Annotated in this window: 18 protein-coding genes and 1 tRNA gene; 6 read left to right on the top strand and 13 right to left on the bottom strand. The window is 62.6% G+C overall.

Translation table 11 applies throughout. The features are described 5' to 3' along the window. Window positions 1–178: 178 nt before the first annotated feature. Complete coding sequence (locus H0274_RS03035; protein ID WP_226792869.1) at window positions 179–1,129, bottom strand: N-formylglutamate amidohydrolase; 951 nt, start codon at window positions 1,127–1,129, stop codon at window positions 179–181. Between the two features lie 139 nt (window positions 1,130–1,268). Between H0274_RS03035 and cpdR the strand changes: the two genes are divergently transcribed. The 3 genes from cpdR (at window position 1,269) to H0274_RS03020 (ending at window position 3,179) form a co-directional block, all read left to right on the top strand. Continuing rightward, window positions 1,269–1,643, top strand: a complete 375-nt coding sequence (cpdR, locus tag H0274_RS03030) for a cell cycle two-component system response regulator CpdR (RefSeq protein WP_226792868.1) — start codon at window positions 1,269–1,271, stop codon at window positions 1,641–1,643. Window positions 1,644–1,764: 121 nt separating this feature from the next. Then, window positions 1,765–1,839 (top strand) — tRNA-Val (locus tag H0274_RS03025). A gap of 116 nt (window positions 1,840–1,955) precedes the next feature. Next, window positions 1,956–3,179 carry an NADP-dependent isocitrate dehydrogenase gene (locus H0274_RS03020; RefSeq protein WP_226792867.1) on the top strand — a complete coding sequence of 408 codons (1,224 nt, stop codon included), beginning with the start codon at window positions 1,956–1,958 and terminating at the stop codon, window positions 3,177–3,179. Window positions 3,180–3,509: 330 nt separating this feature from the next. On the opposite strand, the gene ybaL is transcribed toward H0274_RS03020, so the two are convergent. Beyond that, window positions 3,510–5,135 carry a YbaL family putative K(+) efflux transporter gene (gene ybaL / locus H0274_RS03015; protein ID WP_226792866.1) on the bottom strand — a complete coding sequence of 542 codons (1,626 nt, stop codon included), beginning with the start codon at window positions 5,133–5,135 and terminating at the stop codon, window positions 3,510–3,512. 184 nt (window positions 5,136–5,319) lie between these two features. On the opposite strand from ybaL, the gene H0274_RS03010 reads away from it, so the two are divergent. Then, on the top strand, window positions 5,320–7,098 hold the full coding sequence (locus tag H0274_RS03010; protein WP_226792865.1) for a cation:proton antiporter domain-containing protein: 1,779 nt from the start codon (window positions 5,320–5,322) through the stop codon (window positions 7,096–7,098). A 33-nt stretch (window positions 7,099–7,131) separates the two neighbouring features. Here the strand turns inward: H0274_RS03010 and alaS are convergent, their stop codons facing one another. From alaS to smpB, 10 genes are all read right to left on the bottom strand, one after another. Next, window positions 7,132–9,798 (bottom strand): alanine--tRNA ligase, encoded by a 2,667-nt coding sequence (gene alaS / locus H0274_RS03005; protein ID WP_226792864.1) that lies wholly within the window; start codon window positions 9,796–9,798, stop codon window positions 7,132–7,134. A 121-nt stretch (window positions 9,799–9,919) separates the two neighbouring features. Then, entirely contained in the window at window positions 9,920–10,744 is an 825-nt protein-coding gene (locus H0274_RS03000; RefSeq protein ID WP_226792863.1) for a class I SAM-dependent methyltransferase, read from the bottom strand. 154 nt (window positions 10,745–10,898) lie between these two features. Further along, window positions 10,899–11,450, bottom strand: a complete 552-nt coding sequence (locus H0274_RS02995) for a PEGA domain-containing protein (RefSeq protein WP_226792862.1) — start codon at window positions 11,448–11,450, stop codon at window positions 10,899–10,901. A gap of 224 nt (window positions 11,451–11,674) precedes the next feature. Continuing rightward, complete coding sequence (recA, locus tag H0274_RS02990) at window positions 11,675–12,736, bottom strand: recombinase RecA (protein ID WP_226792861.1); 1,062 nt, start codon at window positions 12,734–12,736, stop codon at window positions 11,675–11,677. Window positions 12,737–12,868: 132 nt separating this feature from the next. Next, the gene (locus tag H0274_RS02985; protein ID WP_226792860.1) at window positions 12,869–14,404 is read right to left on the bottom strand and encodes a DUF4139 domain-containing protein; all 1,536 of its coding nucleotides are present in this window, start codon (window positions 14,402–14,404) and stop codon (window positions 12,869–12,871) included. A 191-nt stretch (window positions 14,405–14,595) separates the two neighbouring features. Beyond that, window positions 14,596–16,131 carry a DUF4139 domain-containing protein gene (locus H0274_RS02980; RefSeq protein ID WP_226792859.1) on the bottom strand — a complete coding sequence of 512 codons (1,536 nt, stop codon included), beginning with the start codon at window positions 16,129–16,131 and terminating at the stop codon, window positions 14,596–14,598. A gap of 191 nt (window positions 16,132–16,322) precedes the next feature. Beyond that, complete coding sequence (locus tag H0274_RS02975) at window positions 16,323–16,613, bottom strand: GIY-YIG nuclease family protein (protein WP_226792858.1); 291 nt, start codon at window positions 16,611–16,613, stop codon at window positions 16,323–16,325. A gap of 88 nt (window positions 16,614–16,701) precedes the next feature. Further along, window positions 16,702–19,140 (bottom strand): hybrid sensor histidine kinase/response regulator, encoded by a 2,439-nt coding sequence (locus H0274_RS02970; protein ID WP_226792857.1) that lies wholly within the window; start codon window positions 19,138–19,140, stop codon window positions 16,702–16,704. Further along, window positions 19,137–19,739, bottom strand: a complete 603-nt coding sequence (locus H0274_RS02965) for a DUF2062 domain-containing protein (protein WP_226792856.1) — start codon at window positions 19,737–19,739, stop codon at window positions 19,137–19,139. Before H0274_RS02965 ends, H0274_RS02970 begins: the two co-directional genes overlap by 4 nt. Window positions 19,740–19,924: 185 nt before the next feature. Next, a complete protein-coding gene (smpB, locus tag H0274_RS02960; protein WP_226792855.1) occupies window positions 19,925–20,407 on the bottom strand; it encodes an SsrA-binding protein SmpB in 483 nt (160 codons plus the stop codon). A 125-nt stretch (window positions 20,408–20,532) separates the two neighbouring features. Here smpB and H0274_RS02955 point away from each other — a divergent pair, with 125 nt between their 5' ends. Together H0274_RS02955 and H0274_RS02950 are read left to right on the top strand one after the other, a co-directional pair. Further along, window positions 20,533–22,509: an alpha/beta hydrolase family protein gene (locus H0274_RS02955; protein WP_226792854.1), complete on the top strand. Its 1,977-nt coding sequence runs from the start codon at window positions 20,533–20,535 to the stop codon at window positions 22,507–22,509. Window positions 22,510–22,662: 153 nt separating this feature from the next. Continuing rightward, window positions 22,663–23,169 (top strand): hypothetical protein, encoded by a 507-nt coding sequence (locus H0274_RS02950; RefSeq protein ID WP_226792853.1) that lies wholly within the window; start codon window positions 22,663–22,665, stop codon window positions 23,167–23,169. Between the two features lie 145 nt (window positions 23,170–23,314). Here H0274_RS02950 and H0274_RS02945 read toward each other — a convergent pair whose 3' ends face one another. Next, the gene (locus tag H0274_RS02945; protein WP_226792852.1) at window positions 23,315–25,417 is read right to left on the bottom strand and encodes a putative bifunctional diguanylate cyclase/phosphodiesterase; all 2,103 of its coding nucleotides are present in this window, start codon (window positions 25,415–25,417) and stop codon (window positions 23,315–23,317) included. Window positions 25,418–25,500 lie beyond the last annotated feature (83 nt).

Raw genomic sequence — 25,500 nt, 5'->3', positions numbered from 1 at the left:
CGGGGGCCTATCTTTAGTAAGTCCGGTTGCGGCTTCCCTCATGGCTCGGCCGGATAAGCGCGCGAAAGCGTGCTTCCTCCCTGTACCTTGGCCACCTCGTGCCCTGCGCACGAGGTGGTTTTTTATTGCCTGCTGAATAAGCGGTTCCAGAGGCCCCTTGGCCTCTGTTCGTCTCGCCCTATTCCGCCGCCTGTGGAAATTGCGCCCCCCGGCCGAGCGCGGCGGTTTCGTCCGCCAGACGCCGCACGAGAGCTGTCAGGGAGAGGATGATGGCCGCCATTGTATCTTCCGCCGGCTCCGCCAGCCTTTCATCGAGATATGTGGAGCGGCAGATTTCCACCTGAAGCGCATGTATGCCCTGCTCTGGCGCGGCATGTCGTTCAAGAACATAGCCGCCCGCATAAGGGCGATTATGCGCGGCAATGAGCCGCTGGCGGTTCAATTCATCGAAGGCCGCCGCGCACAGTACCCCTTCGCAGGTTGCCCCGAAACGATCGCCCAACACGATTTCAGGCGCAGGTTCCCCCGGCATGTGCGGGCTGAGCGGCGGCATGGAGTGCATGTCCACCAGCAGCGCAGCACCCCAACGAGCCCTGATCCTGCCCAGATTATCCGAAATGGTTGTGTGATAGGGCCGATGCACCCCTTCCAGCCGCGCCTCCAGATCCCTTTCTTCCAGCGGGCGACGCCATAATTCGCCTATGCCCGGCAAACGCCGCGGGACCAGCCCCAGCCCGCTGCGGGCCCGGCGGCTCATCCGCTCTCCCCTGCGTCCTGGCGGAGCGCCGAAGCGCAGCATATCCCAGTCCATCTCCCCCGGCGCGCGATTGAGATCGATCATGGCGCGTGGCGCGTGGGCGACGAGCAGCGCCGCGCCGGTTTCACGCGCGACGGCACTGGCCAGAAGGTCAACATAGCGGTCTTCCAGCCTGAGCGCCGTTTCGCCCGGTCTGCGCATCCTGCCGAGCAATTCCGGGGGATAGAGCCTGCCGGCATGAGGAACCGCGATCAGCACGGGCACCAATGACGGCTCCCGCCGTGTCAGCGTGAAAGCAGCCTGCCCTGCCAGGCCGGGAATCGCGCCACCCTTCAGGCCAGCCGATTCGCGCGAAGTTGGATTGTCTCCCACGATCCCTGCTTGCTGGCCCGGAATGCTTACCAAGTCAAAGATGCCTGTCTCAAAGCAGGCCAACCTCGAATCCGCATGAGATTGTTAAGAGGGGATGGGTTATGGCCGCGGGGCACCAAAAATCGGGAAGGTACGGGGAATGCGGCGAATCCTTTTGGCCGAGGACGAAGAGGCCATGCGCACATATCTGGCGCGCGCACTGGAGAATGCCGGATACCGGGTTTCGGCGGTGGATCGGGGCACTGCGGCAGTGCCGCTGCTCGAAACCGGCGCCTATGATCTGCTGCTTTCAGACATCGTGATGCCCGAAATGGACGGGATCGAGCTTGCCCAGCGTTGCGGTGAGATCAGCCCGCATACCAAGATCATGTTCATTACCGGCTTCGCGGCCGTCACGCTCAAGGCCAGCCGCGAGACGCCGCGGGCCAATATCCTGTCCAAGCCGTTCCACCTGCGCGATCTGGTGCGCGAGATCGAGCGCCTGTTCGAGGAACAGGCCTCGGTCCTGCTCTGAAAAGCGCACCGGGCAGAAAAAATACCGATAGGTGAAAAGCTTTTCCGCTACCCACTTGCAACCGGGCGAAGGCGCAGCTAAATGGCCCGCCTGCCGGATGCTCCGGCGGACCGAATGGTGCGGGCGTATAGCTCAGTGGTAGAGCACTATGTTGACATCGTAGGGGTCGCAAGTTCAATCCTTGCTACGCCCACCATTCGAAAAGGCGCCGCGAAAGCGGCGCTTTTTTCGTTTATAGCCCCTGTTCCTTGCGCCTCGCCTCTAGGCTGCTAAGAGGCCCCTCATCCCATTTCTCTAGGCACAGGGGCCACTATGGCGAAGATCAAGGTCGCGAATCCCGTCGTCGAAATCGATGGCGACGAAATGACGCGCATCATCTGGCAATGGATCCGCGAAAGGCTGATTCAGCCCTATCTCGATATCGATCTCATCTATTACGATCTGTCGGTCCAGAAGCGCGACGAGACGGACGACCAGATCACTATCGATGCCGCCAATGCCATCAAGCAGCATGGCGTGGGCGTGAAGTGCGCCACCATCACCCCGGATGAAGGCCGCGTCACGGAATTCGGCCTCAAGCAGATGTGGAAGAGCCCCAACGGCACGATCCGGAACATCCTGGGCGGCACGATCTTCCGCGAACCGATCGTCATTTCCAACGTCCCCCGCCTGATTCCGGGGTGGACCGATCCCATCGTGGTCGGCCGCCATGCCTTTGGCGACCAGTACCGCGCGACCGACTTCCTCGTCCCCGGCAAGGGCAAGCTGCGCCTGGTGTTCGAAGGCGAAGACGGCACTGTGATCGACCGCGAAGTGTTCAACTTCCCCTCCTCCGGCGTCGCCATGTCGATGTACAATCTCGACGATTCGATCCGCGACTTTGCCCGCGCCAGCATGAACTACGCGCTCAATCGCGGCTGGCCCCTCTACCTCTCCACCAAGAACACGATCATCAAGGCCTATGACGGGCGCTTCAAGGATCTGTTCCAGGAAGTCTACGAGACCGAAGGCTTCAAGGCGAAGTTCGACGAAGCCAAGATCTGGTACGAACACCGCCTGATCGACGACATGGTCGCTTCCGCACTCAAGTGGAACGGCAAGTTCATCTGGGCCTGCAAGAACTACGACGGCGATGTGCAGTCGGATCAGGTAGCCCAGGGCTTCGGCTCGCTCGGCCTGATGACCTCCGTGCTGATGACCCCCGATGGCAAGACGGTGGAAGCAGAAGCCGCCCACGGCACCGTGACGCGCCACTATCGCCAGCATGAACAGGGCAAGGCGACCAGCACCAACCCCATTGCCAGCATCTTCGCCTGGACGCGCGGCCTGATCTATCGCGGCCGTTTCGACAATACGCCCGACGTGGTGCGCTTTGCCGAGACTCTGGAAAAGGTCTGCATCGAAACCGTGGAAAGCGGCAAGATGACCAAGGATCTGGCGCTGCTGATCGGCCCGGACCAGCCGTGGATGACCACCGAGCAGTTCTTCGAGGCCATCGTGCAAAACCTCGAAGCAGAGATGGCCAACTGGGCCTGATCTGAATCCTCTCAGGATACGGCATTGGAAAGGCCGGGTTTGCAAGGCGCAGACCCGGCCTTTCTTTTGGCGATTATAGCGCTGGCAGGCAGGCAGAGAGAGGCGGACGAGGCGTTTCCTCGGTTGTCACTCTGAATTTGCTTGGCGTTTATCCCATAAAGACAAATATTCGTCCGTTGTCCCGAGCTTGACCCGGGACCGCTGGCCACCTTCAGCCACCATGGCCAGCGATCCCCGCGTTCGCCGGGATGACGAATGGGCATTTGTCTCAGTGGAATATGCCCGCCTGTGTAAGATCTGTTCTGTTGAGGAGGCTCAAGCGCCCCTCGATCAGTTGGCGGGCAAGGCCTGTTCGATCATCCGGCGCGCAATTTCCCGCTCGCCCATGATCGTCAGATTCGCCCCGCAGGACATGAGGTGCGTTTCCTCTTCATCGCTATGGGCGCGTGCCACGATCTTCAGCCCGGGATTGATCGCGCGAGCCTGTTCAACGATCTGCCCGGCCTCGAAGCTCTGCGGAATTGCCACGAACAGCAGCCGCGCCTCGCCCAGATTGGCGCGTTCCAACACCGATCTGGCCGCTGCATTGCCGGCAATTACCGTCACCTTCTCCCCGGCTTCTGGAAAGCCTGAGAAATCGTCTTCCGCCTCGATCACGGTCAGTCGCTCACCCGCGCCGATGAGCTTTTCGCCAATCAGTGAGCCGACGCGGCCATAGCCGATCAGCACCACGTGGCCCTTTGGCGCCGGAACGGGAACCGGTGCGGGCTTTCCTTCCGCCTTGTCCGCCTTCGCCTCGGATCGGGCGATCAGGCTGAACAGCAGCGGATTGAACAGGATCGAGAAGATCGCACCCGCCAGAATCAGGTCGCGCGCCTCGCCCGGTATGAGTTCCAGCGAGGTACCCAGCGTGGCGAGGATGAAGGAGAATTCACCGATTTGCGCCAGACTGGCCGCAATGGTCAGCGCGGTGCGGTGGGGCCGGCGGAACAGGCGGACGATCAGATAGGCCGCAACCGATTTACCCACCACGATGATCGCCACGGTGGCGATGAGTGCCAGCGGCTTTGCCACCACGACATGCGGGTTGAACAACATGCCGACCGACACGAAGAACAGCACCGCAAAGGCATCCCGCAAGGGCAGCGTTTCCTCCGCCGCGCGCTGGCTGAGCTGGGATTCGGACAGGATCATGCCCGCGAAGAAGGCCCCCAGCGCAAAGGAGACGCCGAACAGGAAAGCCGCCCCAAACGCCACGCCCAGTGCGATAGCCAGCACGGCAAGGCGAAACAGCTCCCGCGAGCCGCTATGCGCGATGGAATGGAGCAGCCAGGGAATGACCCGCCGGCCGACGATCAGCATGAAGGCGATAAATGCGCCGACCTTGGCCAGAGTGGAAGCAAGCGCGGTGCCGATCCCGCCCATCGTGCCGTCACCCGCCGCAACAGCCGGCAGCAGCACCAGAGCGAAGACCATCACCAGATCTTCCACGATCAGCCAGCCCACCGCGATCTTGCCGCGTTCGGTATCCAGCAGGCGCCGTTCCTGCATCGCGCGCAGCAGCACCACCGTACTCGCCACCGACAGGGCCAAGCCGAAGACGAAGCCGCCCATCACGCTCCAGCCGAGCAATGCGGCAAGGCTCATGCCCAGCACCACTGCCACGGAAATCTGCACGATAGCGCCGGGCACTGCCACCTTGCGCACTGCCATCAGATCCCTGACCGAGAAATGCAGGCCCACGCCGAACATCAGCAGGATCACGCCCAGTTCCGCCAGCTGATCCGCCAGATGCTGATCCGCGACATAGCCCGGCGTGAACGGGCCGATCACTACGCCCGCAAGCAGATAACCGATCAGGGGAGGAAGCCGAAGCCTGTGCGCCGCCGCGCCCAATATGAATGCCAGGACGATGCCTCCGACAAGCGTGGCGATAAGCGGCGTGGCATGGGGCATGCGGCGTCAGTTTCCTTCTTGTGGATGATACCCAAGGTTAAACAGAAATAGGGGCAGATGCGAAGGGTTCCAGAGCAGTTTTTTCGCATCTGCGCAGCAAACCTGCCTGGATCGCGCTGGGGAAGGCATTTTTTGTGCTTATCCATGGGTGACTTTCGTTTCGCGCGTGCAATAAGGATGCGGCATGGCGCATGGCGAATTCACATCCACCTTCCTGTCCGATGCGCTGGTGATCCTCGGCGCGGCCGGGCTGATCATCCCCATCTTCGCCCGGTTCCGTATCACGCCGGTAATCGGCTTCATTCTGGTGGGCGTGCTGGTGGGGCCCTATGGGTTGGGCAAGCTGGTCTACCAATATGACTGGCTGGGTTTCGTCACCATCACCGATCCCGAAGGGCTCGCCCCTTTCGCGGAATTCGGGATCATCCTGCTGCTGTTCACCATCGGGCTGGAACTGAGCTTCAATCGCTTGTGGGAAATGCGGCGTCTGGTTTTCGGGCTGGGCGCGCTGGAACTGGGCGTAATTTCCTGCCTGCTGACCGCCTTCCTGGCGATGCTTGGGCAATATTGGACGGGCGCGCTGGGCCTCGGCCTTGCCCTCGCCCTGTCCTCCACTGCGCTGGTGCTGCAGATTTCGGGCACGCAATCGTCAGTAGGCCGCGCCGCTCTGGCAATGCTGCTGTTCGAGGATATCGCCATCGTCCCCATCATCTTCCTGCTGGGTGCGCTTGCCCCCTATGCAGCCAAGGATGGGGCCGAAGGACTGGTCACCACTCTTTGGCAAGGTGCATTGGTGGTCGGCGCGCTGCTGGTGCTGGGCCGCCTTGCCCTGCCCCGCCTGTTCGCCCAGGCTGCCCGAACGAAAAGCCCGGAACTGTTCCTGGCCGCCAGCCTGCTGGTGGTGATCGGATCCAGTCTTGCCACTGCGGCGACCGGACTTTCGCCTATCGTCGGCGCGCTGATCGCCGGGCTGCTGATCGCGGAAACCGAATATCATACCGAAGTCGAGCAGATCACGGAGCCTTTCAAGGGCCTCGCGCTCGGCGTGTTCCTGATCACGGTGGGGATGGGTATCGATCTGACCATCATCTGGGCCAATCTCGGCCCCATCGCTCTGGCCGTGGTGGGCGTGCTGTCGCTCAAAGCCGTCGTTACCGGGGTACTGCTGCGGCTGATGGGCGCGCGGGCCGGCATGGCTACCGAGACGGGTATCCTGATGGCCAGCCCATCGGAAACCACCCTGATCGTTCTGACGGCGGCCACACAGGCGCTGCTGATCCAGCCCGGAACGGCGCAGTTCTGGCAAATCGTGACTGCCATCGGCCTGACCGTCACCCCTTTGCTTGCCCGGCTGGGCCGCATGATCGGCCGCAGGATCGACCCGGCACCCACGGTAGAGGAAATCTCCACTCGCCCCGGCCAGCGCCATGTCATCATCCTGGGCTTCGGCCGCGTCGGGCGGTTGGTGGCCGACATGCTGACCGTGCATGGCAAGCCCTATGTCGGGGTGGATGGCGATGCGGATCTGGTGGAACGTGCCCGGCGGGATGGCTATGCCGTGACCTTCGGCGACGCATCGCGCGCCAAGGTACTGGAACGGCTGAATGTGGCAGCCGCACCCGCCGTAGTACTCACCATGGACGAGCCGGTGCTGGCGCAGCGGCTGGTGCGCAAATTGCGCCAGGCCTATCCCGATCTGCTGATCATCGCCCGCGCCCGCGATACGGACCACGCCGCCCTGCTCTATCGCAGCGGCGCGACCCATGCCGTGCCGGAAACGCTGGAAAGCTCGCTCCAGCTATCCGAATCCGTGCTGGTGGATCTGGGTGTCGCGATGGGCCCTGTGATCGCCTCGATCCACGAAAAGCGCGACGAATATCGGGTGAAGATCAAGACCGAAGGCGCTCTGGACCACACACCGAAACTCCGCACGAGCACGGTCGAGAGTCAGAGCGCCTCTTGAAAGGTTGAAAAGCGAGGATGCAATCGCGACCGATCAGGCCGCGACTGACTCCATTGCCGCCTTCACTGCCGCAATCGCATCGGAAGCCTTGGAACCATCCGGCCCGCCGCCCTGTGCCATATCCGCACGGCCGCCACCGCCCTTGCCGCCCAGTGCTTCCACGCCGGCGCGCACAAGTGCCACGGCATCGAATTTACCCGTCAGATCGTCGGTCACGGCAGCCGCAATGGCTGCACGGCCTTCGTTCACGGCGACAATCGCCGCCACGCCCGAGCCCATGCGCTTCTTCGCTTCATCCAGAAGCCCGCGCAGTTCCTTGGCATCCAGCCCTTCGATGACCTGGCCGGAGAATTTTACCCCGCCGATATCCTCATCCGCTGCGGCCGGGGCAGCCCCGCCACCGCCGCCCAGCGCAAGCGCGCGCTTGGCATCGGCCAGTTCCTTTTCGAGCCGGCGGCGTTCGTCCACCAGAGCGGCGACGCGCGCCTCGACCTCTTCGGGCGTACTCTTGAGCGTGCCGGCAACTGCCTTCAGTGCCTCCTCGCGGTCCACCAGCCACTGGCGCGCTGCCTCGCCGGTCAGCGCCTCGATGCGGCGCACGCCGGATGATACGGCGCTTTCCGAAACGATCCGGAACAGCGCGATATCGCCGGTAGCGCGCACATGGGTGCCGCCACACAGTTCCACCGAATAGCTGTGCCCGCTGTCGGCGCCGATGCTGCCCATCGAAAGAACGCGAACCTCGTCGCCATATTTCTCGCCGAACAGCGCCATGGCGCCAGCGGCAATAGCATCGTCAGGCGTCATCAGGCGCGTGGTGACGGGATCGTTATGGCGAATCTCGGCGTTCACTTCGGCCTCGATCAACGAGATTTCTTCCGGGCTTAGCGCCTTGGGATGGGAAAAATCGAACCGCAGCCGGTCTGCGCTCACCATCGAACCCTTCTGGGTGACGTGGTCACCCAGATGCTTGCGCAGCGCCGCGTGCAGCAAATGCGTGGCCGAATGGTTGGAGCGGATCGAATCGCGGCGCGCCACATCCACATCCAGACGAACGGTATCGCCCACCTTCACCGTGCCGCTTTCAACCGTGCCGCGCATGGCATGCAGGCGGCCGAGCGGCTTGGAGGTATCGGCAATTGCAATCTTCAGGCCACCCGGCCCGGTGATCGTGCCGGCATCGCCGACCTGACCGCCGCTCTCGCCATAGAAGGGGGTCTGATTGGTAAGGACGATGACTTCCACGCCCGCATCGGCGGACTGGACTTCCTTGCCGTCAGCCACCAGCGCCACAACCTGGCCTTCGCCGCTGGTGGAGGTATAGCCGGTGAATTCGCTGGCGCCCTCGCGCTCGGCAATGTCGAACCAGACTTCCTCATCCGCAGCCGCGCCAGAGCCCTTCCACGCTGCGCGGGCGGCGGCCTTCTGGCGCGCCATGGCGGTGTCGAAGCCGGCCTTGTCCACGCCGATCCCGCGTGAACGCAGCGCGTCCTCGGTAAGATCGTAGGGGAAGCCGAAAGTGTCGTAGAGCTTGAAGGCGGTTTCGCCCGGCAGTTCCGCCCCCTCGGTAAGGCCCTGAGTCTCCTCCTCAAGCAGGCGCAGCCCCTTGTCGAGCGTCTGGCGGAAACGGGTTTCCTCCCGCTCCAGAGTTTCCTCGATCAGGCTCTGCGCGCGGGTCAGTTCCGGATAGGCCTGACCCATCTCGGTGACCAGCGCGGGCACCAGACGGTGCATCAGCGGATCGGCGGCGCCCAGCAGATGGGCATGGCGCATCGCGCGGCGCATGATCCGGCGCAGCACATAGCCGCGTCCTTCATTGGAGGGCAGCACGCCATCGGCAATGAGGAAGCTGGTGGAACGCAGGTGATCCGCGATCACCCGGTGGCTGGCGATGTGATCGCCTTCCGCCTTCACCTTGGTCAGTTCCACCGACTGGTTGATCAGCGCCTGGAACGTATCCGTCTCGAACACGGAATGCACGCCCTGCATCACCGTGGAAATACGCTCCAGCCCCATGCCGGTATCGATGCTGGGACGTGGCAGGTCGCTTACGATCTGATCCGCTTCCTGCACATATTGCATGAAAACGAGGTTCCAGATCTCGACGAAACGATCCCCATCCTCTTCCGGCGATCCCGGAGGGCCACCCCAGATATCCGGGCCATGGTCCCAGAAAATCTCGGAACAGGGGCCACAGGGGCCATCCGAACCCATCGCCCAGAAATTGTCCTTTGTGGCGATGCGGATGATCCGTTCATCCGGCAGGCCCGCGATCTTCTTCCACAGGTCCCAGGCCTCGTCATCCGTGTGATAGACGGTGACGGAAAGGCGATCCTTCGCAAGGCCGAACTCGCCGGTGACGAGATTCCAGGCCAGCTCGATCGCGCGTTCCTTGAAATAGTCGCCGAAGGAGAAATTCCCCAGCATCTCGAACAGGGTCAGGTGGCGGGCCGTATAACCCACATTATCCAGATCGTTGTGCTTGCCCCCGGCGCGCACGCATTTCTGCGAGCTGGCCGCGCGCGGCGCGGGCGGGGTTTCGAGCCCGGTGAAGACGTTCTTGAACGGGACCATGCCCGCATTCACGAACATCAACGTAGGATCGTTATATGGCACAAGCGGCGCCGAAGGCATGACCTGATGCCCGTTGGCCCCGAAATAATCGAGAAATGTGCGGCGGATATCGTTCGAGGAGTTCATGGCCCGCAACTAGGGGCTGCGAAAGCGAAAGCCAAGCCCGAGATGCATCGCCGAATGCTGCTTTCGCGCCGAATCCGGACAGTCCCGATGGGCTATGGCCGGAAGATCGCGCAGAGGATGCCTACCGCCGGTGGGCCGTGACGATCCATGCCCCGGCCGAGAAAGCGACGATGCCGTCAATCTCACGCGAGGCCAGGAAGCCGCGCAGGCGCTGGCGGAAGGCTACACGGTCTTCCTCGCTCATCGCCGCCATTGCCAAGGCAGTCGGCCCGATGGTGGAGAAATAGGCAGCTGCATCGCTTACCGCATCCTCGCCCATTCCCACGACCATGGCGAAATCGAAGGGTTCGAGCTTCACATTCGTCCATCCTGCGGAGGTGAGGATTGTGCGAACGCGATCGGGGTCGGCAAAGGCCATCGGGCCCGGAGCCTCCGGATCAGGGGGCGTCTCGGGCGGGGGCAGCAGGCTGCCCACTGCCGTGAAAATCTCGTTCACTGCCGGCGAGCGGAAACAGCTGAACAGCAACCCCGCGCCCGGAGCGGAGATATTGGCGAGATGGGAGAAAGCCCCGACCGGGTCCGGGAAGAACATCACGCCATGCCGGGAAATCAGCAGATCGGGGCGAAACCCGGCCGGCGGAACCCAACGCGATGCATCGCCCAGCTCAAAGGAGGCATTGGCGAGATTATGGCCCCGTTCCCGCGCCACATCGACGAGCCGGGGCGAAATATCCACTCCCAGCACACTGACGCCATGGCGCCCGCGCGCTATTGCCAGCGACAGCTCGCCCGCGCCGCAGCCGATGTCCAGAACGCTGGAAAAGGAAAAATCGCGCGTGCCGCGCAGCAGGCGTTCGGTCAGCCCGCCCCAGCTTCGATCGGTGCGGCGCCATTCCGCAGCCCAGCTTTCCCCAGCCTGGCCTTCCCAATCCATGACTCTCGACATGAGCGCGCTCCTATTCCAACAGTCCAGCAGTAATGGACCGGCCAATGCAGCGCCAGAGGTAACGGATGAGAGTTAAGAGAGGGGACATCACAGAAAGGCGCCGAGCCCGAAACGGTGGACCCGGCGCCTTTCAATAAATGGGCACTTGGCGGACTTATTCCGCCTTTGCGGCCTCGCTCGGATCAGAGGCTTGCGTGGAAGCCCGTTCCTGCTTCAGTTCGGCCAGATCCGCACCGATCGTCTTGGCGACATCGACCCGAACCGAATTATTATGTTCTTCGACAGTGGAACGGACCTTGCCATCCTCGTCGAGGAGCAGCGCCTTCTCGCCCGAACCCTTCGCAGCGAGCTTGACGATCAGCGGCTTGGGATAGAGCCGGTTGCTCGAACCATTGGTCCCATCAACCACCGCGCCAATGCCGCCGCCCAGCAGGATGTTGCCAAAGGCGCTGCCGCCCAGCCGCGACTGGATGAGAATATAGGCCGGATCATAGCCATCCAGTTCGACATCTGCGCGCAGATCGTCCTTGCGCTTCAGTTCCACCTTGCAAGGCGTAGTGCAGGATTGCCCTCCGCTGAAGCTGACCTTGGCGCCATTGGGCTGGCTGTCGACACGGTAATCTTCCTTGGTGCCGTTGAGAACGGTCGCACAGCCACCCAAGGCAACAGACATTGCGGCAAGAATTGCCGTCGCGCAGATTTTCATGATTTGCCCCTTTGTCATTCCGCCCCCTGACGGAATGCATCCTTCCTTGCCGCAGTTTCCGTCTTTGGCGAGTCAATTAGTGCAAAGGATTGATCCCTTACGGATCCAGTTCTCCGATATTTTTTCGCATAATTGCAAAGAAAAAGCCGGCGCGGAAATCCCAAAGGATTCGCAGCGCCGGCTTCGTTCTCGCAAGTACCGCCAAAGGCAGCACTTCTTGAGGATCAGTCTTCGGAGTCCGCGTCCGGCCCCGTCATCATCTCCTCGGCAACCTGATCGGTCCGGCCGCGAATGGCGGCTTCCAACCGGTCGCAAATCTCGGGATTTTCCTTGAGATAGGTCTTGGCGTTTTCACGCCCCTGCCCGATCCGGATGCTGTCATAGCTGAACCACGAACCGGACTTCTCGACGAGGCCGACCTTTACGCCGAGATCGAGAATCTCGCCGATCTTGGAAATGCCTTCGCCATACATGATGTCGAATTCCACCTGTTTGAACGGCGGGGCGACCTTGTTCTTGACCACTTTCACGCGCGTGGCGTTGCCGACGATTTCCTCGCGATCCTTGATCTGGCCGGTGCGGCGAATGTCGAGACGAACGGAAGCGTAGAACTTGAGCGCATTACCGCCGGTGGTGGTTTCCGGATTACCGTACATCACGCCGATCTTCATGCGCAGCTGGTTGATGAAGATCACCATGCAGCGCGAACGGCTGATCGAGCCGGTCAGCTTGCGCAGCGATTGCGACATCAGGCGGGCCTGCAGGCCGACATGGCTATCGCCCATTTCGCCTTCGATTTCGGCCCGGGGCACCAGCGCGGCGACCGAATCGACCACCAGAACGTCGATAGCGTTGGAGCGCACCAGCGTGTCGGTGATTTCCAGCGCCTGCTCGCCCGTATCGGGCTGCGAGACGATCAGTTCATCGATATTGACGCCCAGCTTCTTGGCATAGACCGGATCGAGCGCATGTTCGGCATCGATGAAGGCAGCCGTACCGCCGGACTTCTGCGCTTCGGCAATGACATGCAGGGCCAGCGTGGTCTTGCCCGAGCTTTCCGGCCCATAGACTTCGATCACGCGCCCGCGCGGCAGGCCGCCGACGCCCAGAGCGATATCAAGACCGAGCGACCCGGTAGAAATGGCTTCCACCTGCATCGCTTCCTTCGAGCCCAGCTTCATTGCCGAACCCTTGCCGAAAGCACGGTCGATCTGTGCGAGAGCGGCGTCCAGCGCCTTCTGACGGTCCATAGTATCCTTATCCACGAGCTTCAGTTGCGTCGCCATCGAGGGCCTCCGTCAGTGCCTAGAGCCAAGACCGGAAAGGTCAACTGACGGAGTATGTATCGCATTTGTTCTCATAGAACAAGGGGAGAACAAATTTTTTCTGAAGCTATGAACGGCCGGATTTCCGCCGTTTCAGCTTTCCTCCGCTTCGGCGGAACGAATCTCCCAGTCGATGTTCACCGAAGTTCCAGCGGGAATCGTCCTCTCGATCACCCACTGCCCGTCCTTCACCGACATGCCTTTCACCTTCTTGCGAAGGGCCCAGTCCGCCGGGCGGCCAAGCTCGACTCGCACCTTGATCGGGTGCCGATTGGCGTTGGTCAACGTGGCGCGCGTCGGCAGCCAGGGATTGCCTTCATCGCCGGGCTCAGCCTCGGTCTGCCGGGCACAGAGGGCAAAGGCATTCGGGCTTTCACCCAGCCCGATCTCCACATCCTGCCCTTCCGCATAATCGCGCAGGGTTTCTTCCCCCACCAGTAACTCGCCAGCTGAGGACGGTTCGAACAACGTCACGCCGCCCATTGGCAGGGCCACCCCCAGCCCATGCTTCCTGTCGTTCTTCGTCCTGAGCACGCGGCGCAGAGCCTGCGCATCGGCCGAATTATCCCATGGCGAGCAGGAGAACCGATATTCCAGTTCGCCCTCAACGGCGTCCCTGTCGAGGAAAGCGACCTGCTTCATCGACTTGGAAGAGACACTCACCCGTTCGGGCACGCGGTAGAGCTTCAGATCGCCCAACGCTTCCTCCGTAGCGACCATGGCTACGGGCGAGGCCTTTTCCATCATCCCTCGGGCCTGGGCCGTTACGACGATATTGTCATAGGCGGCCATCGGCGCGGGTGGAGGCGGAGGCGCGGGATAGGCGCCGCCACCCTCGGGCGAACCTTCCGCCGTGCTGCCGAGGGGATAGCAGGTCAGGTTCAGTCCGCGCCCTTGCGGCGGGTCGGACAGGCCCTGATAGTCGCTTTCCACATTGAGCTTGCCGGCCACCACCAGCAGAGTCGCATCCTCGAAGCTCTGGCCATTATCGTTCACCAGCGTCAGCCAACTGCGCAGATGCAGCTTTTCCTTACTCGAAGACGCGGCGTCCTGGAACGTGCCGACATAATGGGCCTGCCAGTCGAAGCCCCAGGCGATATAGGTCAGCTGCACCTGATAAGTGCCGCCGCTCGCATCGCGTGTGTCGATGCTGAACACCGGCTGGGCCGAAAGGCCATCGGGCACGCGGTCGAATGTCAGCTTCTCGGGAATGCCTGCGCAGCGCACAGCTTCGTAACCCTGCGCGGTTTGCAGCACGAGGCCGCCATCGGCGCGGGTGCGCACCACGGCGCTTTCGGCACTCTCTGCACCCGTCGCAGGATTGGTGCGGGTGATGGTGACGCGGTTGCCCAAGGTCCCATCCACCAGCGCAGCCGGGGAGAGCAGATCAGCGTTGCGGTTCTTCTCTATCGTGCCGCCCGGTAGCCCGGTGACGATGGCACTGACGGCCACCATCCCTTCGGCCACGCCCTCAAAGCGGATCGTGGATTCGCCCGGTGGGAGAGTGACGGTGCGTGTCTCGTTGATCATGGCGAAACCACGGGGCCATTCTCGATTGATCTGCTGATCCGGCTCGCGATCGGGATCGCGATAGAGCGTGACCGAAACGGCGCTGGGAGCTGAAGCCATGACGGCTTCGCGGGCAGCGGCTGGGCTTGCGGCAAAGGCAATTCCCGCAAGCGCCGATACCAACGAAGTCGTCATTGCGAGGAGGCGAAGCCGATGCGGAAATCGAGAGCGCCGCCTGCAATGGTCCCAGATTGGTTCGCCCTGCTCGCAATGACGATCGATGAAGCGAGATGCTTCCACCAGTTCAGGCCTCAATAACGCGTTTCGTAAGTAACCCGCACCACGCGCTCGCCATTGGCGGGAACGGGGACGGTCCATTTGCGGCGGTCGGCATTAAGCTGTTCGCCCTGCACATCCTCGCTCACCACGCGGAAATCCCGGCCCCACCAGCCGTAATCGAGCCCATCCTGGAACAGTTCCACATTCACGGGCTGCGCTTTGGCATTGGTGAGGGTGTAGCGCATGGTGGTGCGGTAATAGGTCACCGGCCGTTCGGCCTCGCCGCGCACTTCGCTGCCCTCTTCCTTGATCACGCGCCAGCGGGCGGATTTTTCCCAATCGGCACCGGTGATCTTCTCGCGCTTTTCCACTTCGGCCTTCACGAAAATGTCAAAGGCATCGCCCGTGGTCAGCGTCAGTTCGCTGCCCATGGGCGTATGGCCGATCTGGTTCTCGCCGATGAATTGCGGAGTGCCCTTGCTGTCGCGCTGATAGAAACGGACGGTGCCAGCGGGCAGCGCATCGCCCAGCCCACCCTGTTTGGAGGAGGAGAAGGCGATCTGGCTGGAGACATTACGCGGATTGCTATCGCTCTGCAGCCAGGCCACGGAGGCGCCATAGATCTTGCGCGCCGACACTGCCTGCACGTCAAGGAAGCTGACCTGCTTGGTCTGATTATTGGCGATCGTGGTGCGCCCCTCGATCGGATAGAGGTAGAAATCGCCCAATTGTTCGCGATCGGCGGTCTGAGTGCCGGGAACGAAGGAGCCGCGCGGCGCAGGCGCGGCAACAGGCCGGGCCGAGACATAGCGCGGATTATAGCCGCCATTGCTGCTCGACGGGCTCCCCGCCACCAGCAGCGTCTTCGCATTGTCGAAAGTGGTGCCCGTATTGTTGGTCAGCGTCACCCAGCCCTGCACGTCCACCGTGCCCTTGCTCTCGTCATACAGCGCCACATAGTCCGACGACCAGCCGAGGCCGGGCGTCAGATAGCGGATCGAAGCCGGGCGATTGCCCGCGCGGGCGCTGTCCACCGTGACCGAAAGCGTGGGGCGCGCACGCAGATTGGGCGGCACGCCATCGAAGATTACGCGCACGGGCAAGCCGTCGTCGCGCAGCACCTCGATCCGGTCGCCGATCTTCACCACCACGCCGCCGGCGGTGGAAAGCACCGTTGCGCGCTCGCGCATTTCCTGCCCGGTGGCGGGATTGGTGCGCAGCAGAGTGACGGTCTGGCCAATGGCCTTTTCCATCAGCTTGGTGGGGGTCAGCAGGTCGAAATCGAAGTTCTGCTCGACAATGCCGGTATCGGCCGCGGTGAAGCTGAGTGTTTCGGGCCGGATCATGGCCGAAACATCGGGAAATTCGATCCGGCTGCGGCCATTGGCGATGGAAATCTGGCGCACATCCTGCACCAGCGCCTGGCCGTTATTGTAGATCGTTACCGAGACATCGCCCTGCCCGGCACCCTGTCCTGAGTTCTGGGCGACGGCGGGGCCCTGGGTAGCAAGGAGCGCGCCCGGAAGCACGGCGGCGGAAAGGGCAAGGCGGGCGGCGTTGCGGATCATGGTCTGACCTACTCCCAAGGGTGCGCACAGAATGCGCGCGTTCCTATGCTTGACGGACAGGATCGCGTCCGGCGCGTGACCCTTCGATGAACGGAGGCAGAGGAGCGGCAGGTGGTGGCATATGGGTAAAATGCAGCAACCCCGTCACCCCTGCGAAGGCAGGGGCCTATCCACAGCCCCCTCTTCACACCTCAGGCGTTGATGACCTCCCACAGATCGTTCCAATCGGGATTCGCCTTGCGAATGAGGCGCAGCTTCCATTGACGCTTCCAGCGCTTGAGGCACTTTTCCCGGAAGATGGCTTCCTCGATCGTTGGATAAGGCTCCACGTAAACCAGGCGCGTGAGACCATGCTTGCGGCAGAATTCCGAGCCCATACCTTCACGGTCTTGATATATGCGAGCTATCAGATCGGCGGTGACACCGATGTAGAGCGTCCCGTGCGGACCATTCGTCATGATATAAATCCAGCCGCCTCGCATGGCAGAGCACTGCCATATTCCTGAGGTCGAACGTATCCGGGTGTTATCTAGGCCCCTGCCTTTGCAGGGGCGACGCCATTGTACATCCTCACCCTTTATGCGCGCCCAGCACTTCGCCCACTTTGTTGGCGATCTGCTGCACGGAAAACGGCTTGGGGATGAAGTGCATATGTTCGATGTCGATCTCGTTGCGGAGCTGTTCCTCCGCATAGCCTGACATGAACAGGACCGGCAGCTGCGGGGCGATCTTGCGCAATTCACGGGCCATGGCTGGGCCATCCATGGTGGGCATCACCACATCGCTCACCACCAGGTCGAAATCGCCGCCGCGCACCTTTTCCAGTCCTTCTTCCCCGTCGCAGGCCGTCGTCACGACATAGCCCTGCCGAGTGAGCGCGCGTTCAGCCACGGCACGGACCATGTCTTCATCTTCCACCAGCAGGATGCGCCCGCCGCCGGACCAGTTGGAGGAGACTTCCTTCTCCACCTTCGCCGCCACCGGCTCGGTCGAATGATAGACCGGCAGGAAGATCGTGAAACGCGCCCCGCGCGGCCTGCCCCCCGCGCCCGGCACATTATCCGCAAAGATGAACCCGCCTGACTGCTTGACGATGCCGTAGACGGTGGAAAGGCCGAGGCCGGTCCCCTTGCCCATCTCCTTGGTCGTGAAGAAGGGATCGAAGATCTTGGCCATATGTTCGGGCGGAATGCCACCGCCCGTATCTTCAACGATCAGCGCTGTGTAATCGCCCGTGGGCAGGATTTCACTGCCCATGCGGCGAATGTCGGAGGATGCGACCCGGCGTGTCGCCATGGTCAGCCGACCGGCTACATCGCCGCGAGACTGGATCGCATCGCGTGCATTCACGGCCAGATTAACGATCACCTGTTCCAACTGCTGCGGATCGGCGCGCACCGGGCCCAGATTGCGGTCATGATGGACCTTGAATTCGATCTTTTCGCCCATCAGCCGCTTCAGCAACTGGCTGACTTCAGCCACCACATCGGGCAATTGCAGCACTTGCGGGCGCAGGGTCTGCTGGCGGGAGAAAGCCAGCAACTGCCGCGTCAGGCTGGCGGCGCGGTTGGAATTGGCCTTGATCTGCTGGATGTCGTCATAATCGCTGTCACCCGGCGTGTGGCGCAGCAGCATCAGGTCGCAATAGCCGATGATGGCAGTCAGCACATTGTTGAAATCATGCGCCACGCCACCCGCCAGCTGGCCCACAGCCTGCATCTTGGTGGCCTGCGCCACCTGCCGCTTCAGGCGGGTTTCTTCCGTGGTATCGGCAAGACTGAGCAGCACTGCCGGCTCGCCCAGCCCGCGTACCCCGGCGATGCCGAGCGAAACGGGCTCCTCCGGATTGCATTTCAGCCGCACGGCCATATCCCCGCTCGAGGCCGAACCCTGCGCATAACGGCGCACGGCATCCACCAGCGCGGCCTTGTCTTCCTTCACCACCAGATCGGAAGGATAGGGCACCAGCGAGCGCCCTTCGATCCCTGCCGCACGCATGAAGGCGGGATTGGCGAAGAGGAAATGACCGTCGCGATCGGTCATGGCGAGGCCGAGCGGCAATTGTTCGAGCAGGGCCTGCAATTGCGGCGTCCCGGTCTGGGCCTCTGCCCCCCAGGTGCCGCCGATTCCCACACCGCCTTCCAGCAACAGCATCAGCGAAGGGATCTTGTCCGGCGCAGCAGGGCCATCCTCCGGATCTGCCAGCGGAACATGGATCAAGGTCTGCGGCGTGCCCTTGGCTGCTTCCCGCGCGAAATAGATCCGCTCCCGCTCGTCGCTGCGCAGCAGAGCGGCGAAATCCTGCCCGGCCAAGGTTGCGCGCGGATCGCCCGCGGCACGGGCGGCAAAGCCTTCGCTCACTGCGCGCACCACACCGTCGGGCCCGACCACCACTGCCTCGATCCCGGCGCCGCTCAGTGCCCGGCCGAAAGGCCCGGCAATGCGGCTGCCGACTTCCGCCAGCGGATCGCTATGCTTCAGCGGCTCGAAACGCCAGACAAGGTAATCGTCACCCCGTCCGGCCCGCGCCACATGCACCGTCCAGCGCCTGTCCTGCGCATCCAGCACATCCAGACCAGCCCGGCCATCCCGCCAAGCGGCCCGCGCGGTGCGGGTAAGCTGCTCAACCGCCTGCTCGCCCAGAGCAAGGGCCGGCGGGGCAGTGGCAGTGCCGAATACATCCGTGAATTCCGAATTGGCGCAGGTTAGCCGGCTTGCCCGATCCGTAATTGCCACAGCCACGCCGGGCTGTTCGATCGCGGCGACCGTCACGGACCAGTCCGGCAGAGTTCCTGCCACGGCTTCAGGCCCAGTGCGCCCGCGCGAGACAACCCACACGAGCCCGCCCAACACCACCAAGCCGCCCGCATAGGCGACCATTACCGTCAATTGCCCGGTAACCGCCCAGATCAAAGCTGCGCTGGCGCCCAGAGCAGCAGCCAGCAGTCCGGTTTCATTCCATGCCTTGCCGCCGGGCCGCCGCGGCGCGATGTCGGCGGCGCGGTTCATTCTGCCGGGGTCAGCCCGCCGGACTCGCCATCCATTTCAGCAGGCGCGATACCGTTGGCCAGGCGATAGCGGCGCTTGCGGGCCACCATGTTGCGCCAGATGAAGGAAGTGATGACATAGCCGATCACGGCCGCAACGCTGGCGATCACGAACAGGCCCAGCATCAGGGCGGGCGCCGCATCCGACAGCAGCCATTTCGTCCACGCCCCCATGGAGGCGCCATGTTCGTACATGCCCATGAAGGTCGCCATGTCGGCATGGAAGCCAAGCCATGAACCGATATAGAGCGATGCCGCCAGAATGAGCGGCGTGGTCGCGGGATTGGACAGGAAGGTCATGCCCGCAGCCAGCGGGATATTGCCACGGAAGGGCACGCACATCAGCGCCGCACCCACGATCTGCACCCCGGGAATCAGCGCAAAAATGCCCACCAGCAACCCGATCGCCACACCCCGCGGCACCGAACGGCGCGTAAGCCGGAACAGCTCCGCACGCCGCGCCAGCGGGCGAATGAGGCGGATTTCCTCAAGCTGTTCCCGGCTGGGAACCTGGCGCTTGATCCAATCGGCCAGTGCGGTTTTTGAACGGGTGCCGGTCATCTGCCTTGCATATCGGTATCGCCGCCCAATGCGGCAAGGACTATCCCTTACCGAAAATGGACGAAACGACGGGTGAACGGCCTTTCGCGCGCAAGCGACTTAAGGGCAAGAGCCAAATGGCCGAACAGCCCACTTGCCGTGACGGACGAGGTTGGACGGCAACAGGCAGCATTATCGCTAGGGGATTACCCCTTGTCGCGCATCAACCGGGCCTTGTCGCGCTTCCAGTCGCGTTCCTTGATGGTGGCGCGCTTGTCATGAGTCTGCTTGCCCTTGGCCAGCGCCAGTTCCACCTTGGCCCGCCCTCGCGAGTTGAAATAGACCGACAGCGGCACCAGCGTCATGCCCTTGCGCTCCACCGCGCCCAGCAGCTTTTCGACCTCGCGGGCGTGGAGCAGCAATTTGCGCGGGCGCTTGGGCTCGTGATTGAAGCGATTGCCGTGGCTGAATTCGGGCACATTGGCGTTGACCAGGAAGGCCTCGCCCCCACGAATTTCGGCATAGCTTTCCGCAATCGATCCCTCGCCGGAGCGCAGGCTCTTCACTTCGGTGCCGGTCAGCGCGATCCCGGCCTCATAAGTATCCTCGATATGATAATCGAAGCGCGCGCGCCGGTTCTCGGCGACGATCTTCTTCTTGTCGAAGGTTGTGTGTTTGGGCCGTGCCATGGTGCGCGGCATGTAGGGACAACCACGCAAAAGGGAAAGGGCATGCGTTGCATAACGTGGTTTTGCGCACTTGCTTTGCAGCTGCTCCCATCGCATCGCTCCTGTTGAAAAACGGGGGCAATTGAATGTTCAAGCGGGGCAAACTGGTACGCGAGCGGCTGCTCGGAGGTCTTGGCGCGGCTGTGTTTCTGCTGGCTGCGCCGACTTTCGCACGAGAAGCACCGCCGCTGGAAGCCTATGGCGAACTTCCGGCACTGGAACGGGTTGCCCTTTCCGCAAGTGGCGACAAATTCGCCGTTGTCACCACTATCGAGGGCAAGCGCCTGCTGCTGATCTTCGATTCCTCGATGAAGCTGCTGCGCAGGTCCGAAGTTGGCGATCTGAAGCTGCGCAATCTCGACTGGATCGGGGACGAGGCCGTACTTGTCATGACCAGCAGTACGGAGAAGCTCCCCTTCGGCTTCACAGCCAATTCCTTTGAATCCTTCCGTGCCATTACCATACCGGTGGATCGCAGTGCCGAAATAAAGATGGTTCTCACGGACTCCAAGCGCATCATCAATTCCATTTTCGGAAATTACGGCATCCGCAAGGTGGAGGGGGAATGGCGCGGCTATTTCGGGGGGATCGTCCTCGAAAAAGGCAGCACCGGCTATACGCTGGGCAGCACCGCTCCTTCCCTGATCGAAGTAAACCTGCTGAAAAACGCCTCCCGCAAGAAGGCCGATCCTTCCACCGACGATTACTGGCGTGACTGGCTGCTGGACGCCAGTGGCAATGTGGCGGCGCGGATGGACATGGATCGTTCCACCGGGGAATGGCGCCTGGCCGGTCCTGAGAGCAAGACCATCGCCCGGGGGAAGCAGCAGAACGGCAGGGCCGGACTGGTGGGACTGGGCAAGGACGGCACGACCGTGATCTTCTATGTCGAGGGTGAGGAGGGAATCGACTGGTTCGAATTGCCGCTGACAGGCGAAGGGGAGCCAGCAGAGGTGTTCGCAGAAACGAATATCGACCGCACCTTCTTTGGCAAGAACACCAGTTCGATCATCGGTATGACGATCCAGGGCACACGCCCCGAGGCCACTTTTTTCGACACCGAGTGGAACGAGCGCGCGCAGAAAGTCTCGCGGGCTTTCGCCAAGCTGGATTACGACATCCTGGACTGGAACGACGATTTCACTCGCGTGCTGGTGCGCACCAGCGGCACCGGGGATAGCGGCAGCTGGTATATCGTCGATATCGATCGCCTCAGGGCGGAACCCGTCGGAGTGGAACGCCCGGGGATCGCTCCCGAAGATGTAGGGCCAGTATCGGTCTTCACCTACAAGGCGCAGGATGGACTGGAACTGGACGGCGTCCTCACCCTTCCCCCCGGTCGCGAGGCGAAAAACCTGCCCGTGATCATGCTGCCCCACGGCGGCCCGGCAGGCCATGACAGGCCGCAATTCGACTGGTGGGCGCAGGCTTTCGCAGCGCGGGGCTATGCGGTTCTCCAACCTAATTTTCGGGGTTCGACCAATCGGGATGCGGCCTTCCGGCGCGCGGGGAACGGCGAATGGGGCCGCAAGATGCAGACCGACGTTTCCGATGGCCTTGCCGCGCTTGTGGCCGCCGGAATTGCCGACCCATCGCGCGCCTGCATCATGGGCGCCAGCTATGGTGGCTATGCCGCGCTGGCAGGCGTCACCCTGCAGAACGGCATCTATCGCTGCGCCGTCGCCGTGGCGGGAGTCTCGGATCTGAAGCTGATGTACAACACCGAATATCGAGAAGGCGGCCGCAGTGGCGTGTTGCGCACATCACTCAAGGAACAGCTGGGCAGAACCGCGGACCTCGATATCGTTTCCCCCCGCCGCTTCGCCCCCAATGCCAATGCGCCGATCCTGCTGGTTCATGGCAAGGATGACACAGTGGTCGCCTTCGAACAGAGCGTGAAGATGGCGGATGCGCTGAAGGATGCGGGAAAGCCCTATAAATTCGTGCAGCTGGCCGGGGAAGATCACTGGCTCTCCCGATCAGAAACCCGCCGGCAGATGCTGGCCGAGGCAATGGCTTTCGTGGAGCAATATAACCCCGCGGACCGGGCGGAGCCGAAATGAACTGTCCTGCGCTTAAGGTAAGCCATAGGAAAATGGGGAGGGAGGCCTGCCCCATCACGTGATCCGGGTGAACGTGCAGAATGCAAAGTTGCGCGTGGGCGGGAAAGCCTGCCCGCGCCTTGCCGCTGCCTGTGTCGGTGTTAGTAAGCAGCCATGCGCAAGCTGATCCCCCTCGCCCTGCTATCCCTGAATGCCCTCCTTGCCGCACCGCTGGCGGCGAAGGACAGTCTGGGCGTGTTTTCTGACTGGGGCGCGTTTCGCGATCCGGCTGAGCCGCGCTGCTATGCCATCGCCATGGCGATGAATGCCGGCAGCGCGGATAAGAAACGGGAATTCGAGCCCTATGCCAGCGTCGGTAGCTGGCCGAAGCGGCAATTGCGCAACCAGATCCATTTCCGCCTGTCCCGCAATATCAGCCCGGCGAGCAAGATCGTGCTGACCGTGGGGCGAGGCACCATGTTCGAACTGACCGGCGGGGGCGGAGACGCCTGGGCACAGGACCGGCGGATGGATGCCGCCATCATCGCCGCAATGCGCTCTGCCGGGGGGATGATTGTCACCGCGCGCGACAGCAAGGGCGCGCGCTTCACCGATCGCTACAGCCTGGCCGGCGCCGCGACCGCTATGGACGCAGCCACGGTGGGCTGCGCGCGGCTCTAGACCGCCGAGCGGACAAAGCCGACAGTTAATCGGCGGCCATCCTGCGACTGCCGGTACCGGAGCGGGGTCGCCGAGACCATTTCAAGCCGTCGCGTACGGGATGTACAGAGTGGGCCCGTGGCCAACCGCAATCTCCGACAAAGACCTATGCCGCCTGCACCGGCGGGGATGCCGTACCCAGTTCGACGCCGGGCCTGGCTTTGCCGAAGAGATAGCCCTGCGCCTGCCCGCAGCCTTCCTCGCGCAGGCAGGCCAGCACATCCTCCTGCTCCACGCCTTCTGCCGTCACCGTCAGGCCCAGCGAGCGGCCCAGGCCGATGATCGCCCGCACCACCGCGCGCGATTCCGGTTCCTTTGCCAGTCGCAGCACGAAGCTCTTGTCAATCTTGATCTTGGTAAAGGGATATTGAAGCAGATAGCTGAGCGAGCTGTAGCCGGTGCCGAAATCGTCCATCGAAATGCCGATGCCCATATCGCGGATACGCCGGATGAGGGTGGAGGTCTGCTCCCCCTGCTCGATCAGTACGGCCTCGGTGATTTCCAGTTCCAGTCGCGAGGGCTCCAGCCCCGACCAGGCAAGCGCCTGAAGCAGGGAATCGTGCAGATGGCCGTTGCGGAATTGCAGCGGCGAGACGTTCACCGCCAGTTTGTGCTTTTCCGGCCAGCTGGCCGCTTCCACGCAGGCGATGCGCAGCACCTGCTGGCCGACGATGTCGATCAGCCCCATTTCCTCTGCAAGCGGAATGAACACTTCGGGCGAGACGGCACCCCGCTCCGGATGGTTCCAGCGCAACAGAGCCTCATAACCGTCGATCTCCTCAGTATGGAGGTCGATCAGCGGCTGGTAATGGACTTCCAGCTCGCCCCGCAGCACCGCGTTGCGGAAATCGTTCTCCAGCCGGGTGCGTTCCTGCGCGGCGTGGTCCATCGCCAGTTCGAATTCGCGCACCGTCCCGCGCGAGCCTGACTTGGCGGAATAGAGCGCCAGATCGGCATAGCGCAGCAGGGTTTCGGAATCACGGCTGTCGCGCGGGGCATAGGCCACGCCGATGGTCGCCCCGATACGCAAAACATGCTCGCCCACGAAAAAGGGCCGGGAAATCTCCGCGATAATCGTGCGGCAGGTTTCAGCCACCGCCTCCTCCGCAAAGCCGGGGAGCAGGATGGCGAATTCATCCCCGCCCAGCCGGCAGAGCAGCGCGCCTTCAGGCACGACCTGGGACATGCGGAAGGCTGCTTCAGCCAGCAGGGCATCGCCCGGCTGGTGGCCATAAGTGTCATTCACATCCTTGAAGTGGTCCAGATCGACCATGGCCAGAGTGAATTTATCACCCTCCGCCAGATGGCCGAGATGCCAGTTCAGCTGTTCGCGGCACTGGACGCGATTGGCCAGCCCGGTCAGCTCGTCATGCCGGGCCATATAGGCCAGGCGCGCCTCCGCGCGGCGGCGTTCAGTGACGTCGAACACTGACAGGATGGTGACGATCCCGTCTTCCAGATTCGTCCGGCGCGTGAAGAGAACGGATTCCAGGCGCGTACCGTCCGCGCCGCATTGCTGCCAGAAACGATCCTTCTGCGAATGATCGCTTACCAGCAATTCACGCGCGGCGCCCCATTCCTCCGGCGCGAACAGGCGCGAGGCGGGCAGCCCGGAAAATTCCTCCCGGCTATAGCCGAAATGGGCCGCAGCCGCGTCATTGGCGCGGCGGATTGTCTCGCTGGCAGGATCATAGACCAGCAGGGGCACCGGATTATCGTCAAACAACAGGCGGAAGCCCTGTTCGCGGCGCTTCATATCAGTCACGTCCACGCGCAGGCCGATGGTACCGCCATCGGCCGTCCGTCGTTCCTCGATCAGGATCGTCTTGCCGTTGGACAGAGTCTGTTCATGCCGGGTGCCCTCCCCCGGATTTTCGATCAGAGCCAGGCGCCGGGCGATCCATTCATCCTCGCGGCCCATTGCCTCGGGATAATCGCCGCGCGCCACGCCGACACGCAAAGTATCGGCCAACCGGGCGCCCTTCCTCAGCAGATCAGCCGAGCGGGTGTAGATCTTCGCATATTCCTGATTCCACAGGATATAGCGCCCCTCCGCATCGAGGAACACGATCCCTTCGGGCAGAACGTCGATCGCTTCACGCAGGCGTTTCTGGGCAAGGGCCGCGGCTTCCTCAGCCGCGCGCAACGCCTCGCGCTCATCCGCATCGAAAACGTCCCGAGCTGCGCCTTCCTGCTTCACGCCCTGCATTTTCCGCCCTTTCGCAACCCGTGCGTGCGGAGAAGTGGACTGCCTGAAAAGGGTTAATTATTTGTGCAATGCACTAGGTGCAA

Source organism: Fulverythrobacter ferritrahens (genome assembly GCF_020539485.1).
In the GTDB taxonomy this organism is placed as follows: Bacteria; Pseudomonadota; Alphaproteobacteria; order Sphingomonadales; family Sphingomonadaceae; genus Andeanibacterium; species Andeanibacterium ferritrahens.
This window is presented reverse-complemented; position numbering and strand designations above follow the sequence as displayed.

Coding starts and splice junctions, on each gene's coding strand:
- cpdR (WP_226792868.1), top strand. CDS start 1,269: ATGCGGCGAATCCTTTTGGCCGAGGACGAAGAGGCCATGCGCACATAT.
- H0274_RS03020 (WP_226792867.1), top strand. CDS start 1,956: ATGGCGAAGATCAAGGTCGCGAATCCCGTCGTCGAAATCGATGGCGAC.
- ybaL (WP_226792866.1), bottom strand. CDS start 5,135: ATGCCCCATGCCACGCCGCTTATCGCCACGCTTGTCGGAGGCATCGTC.
- H0274_RS03010 (WP_226792865.1), top strand. CDS start 5,320: ATGGCGCATGGCGAATTCACATCCACCTTCCTGTCCGATGCGCTGGTG.
- alaS (WP_226792864.1), bottom strand. CDS start 9,798: ATGAACTCCTCGAACGATATCCGCCGCACATTTCTCGATTATTTCGGG.
- H0274_RS03000 (WP_226792863.1), bottom strand. CDS start 10,744: ATGTCGAGAGTCATGGATTGGGAAGGCCAGGCTGGGGAAAGCTGGGCT.
- H0274_RS02995 (WP_226792862.1), bottom strand. CDS start 11,450: ATGAAAATCTGCGCGACGGCAATTCTTGCCGCAATGTCTGTTGCCTTG.
- recA (WP_226792861.1), bottom strand. CDS start 12,736: ATGGCGACGCAACTGAAGCTCGTGGATAAGGATACTATGGACCGTCAG.
- H0274_RS02985 (WP_226792860.1), bottom strand. CDS start 14,404: ATGGCTTCAGCTCCCAGCGCCGTTTCGGTCACGCTCTATCGCGATCCC.
- H0274_RS02980 (WP_226792859.1), bottom strand. CDS start 16,131: ATGATCCGCAACGCCGCCCGCCTTGCCCTTTCCGCCGCCGTGCTTCCG.
- H0274_RS02975 (WP_226792858.1), bottom strand. CDS start 16,613: ATGCGAGGCGGCTGGATTTATATCATGACGAATGGTCCGCACGGGACG.
- H0274_RS02970 (WP_226792857.1), bottom strand. CDS start 19,140: ATGAACCGCGCCGCCGACATCGCGCCGCGGCGGCCCGGCGGCAAGGCA.
- H0274_RS02965 (WP_226792856.1), bottom strand. CDS start 19,739: ATGACCGGCACCCGTTCAAAAACCGCACTGGCCGATTGGATCAAGCGC.
- smpB (WP_226792855.1), bottom strand. CDS start 20,407: ATGGCACGGCCCAAACACACAACCTTCGACAAGAAGAAGATCGTCGCC.
- H0274_RS02955 (WP_226792854.1), top strand. CDS start 20,533: ATGTTCAAGCGGGGCAAACTGGTACGCGAGCGGCTGCTCGGAGGTCTT.
- H0274_RS02950 (WP_226792853.1), top strand. CDS start 22,663: ATGCGCAAGCTGATCCCCCTCGCCCTGCTATCCCTGAATGCCCTCCTT.
- H0274_RS02945 (WP_226792852.1), bottom strand. CDS start 25,417: ATGCAGGGCGTGAAGCAGGAAGGCGCAGCTCGGGACGTTTTCGATGCG.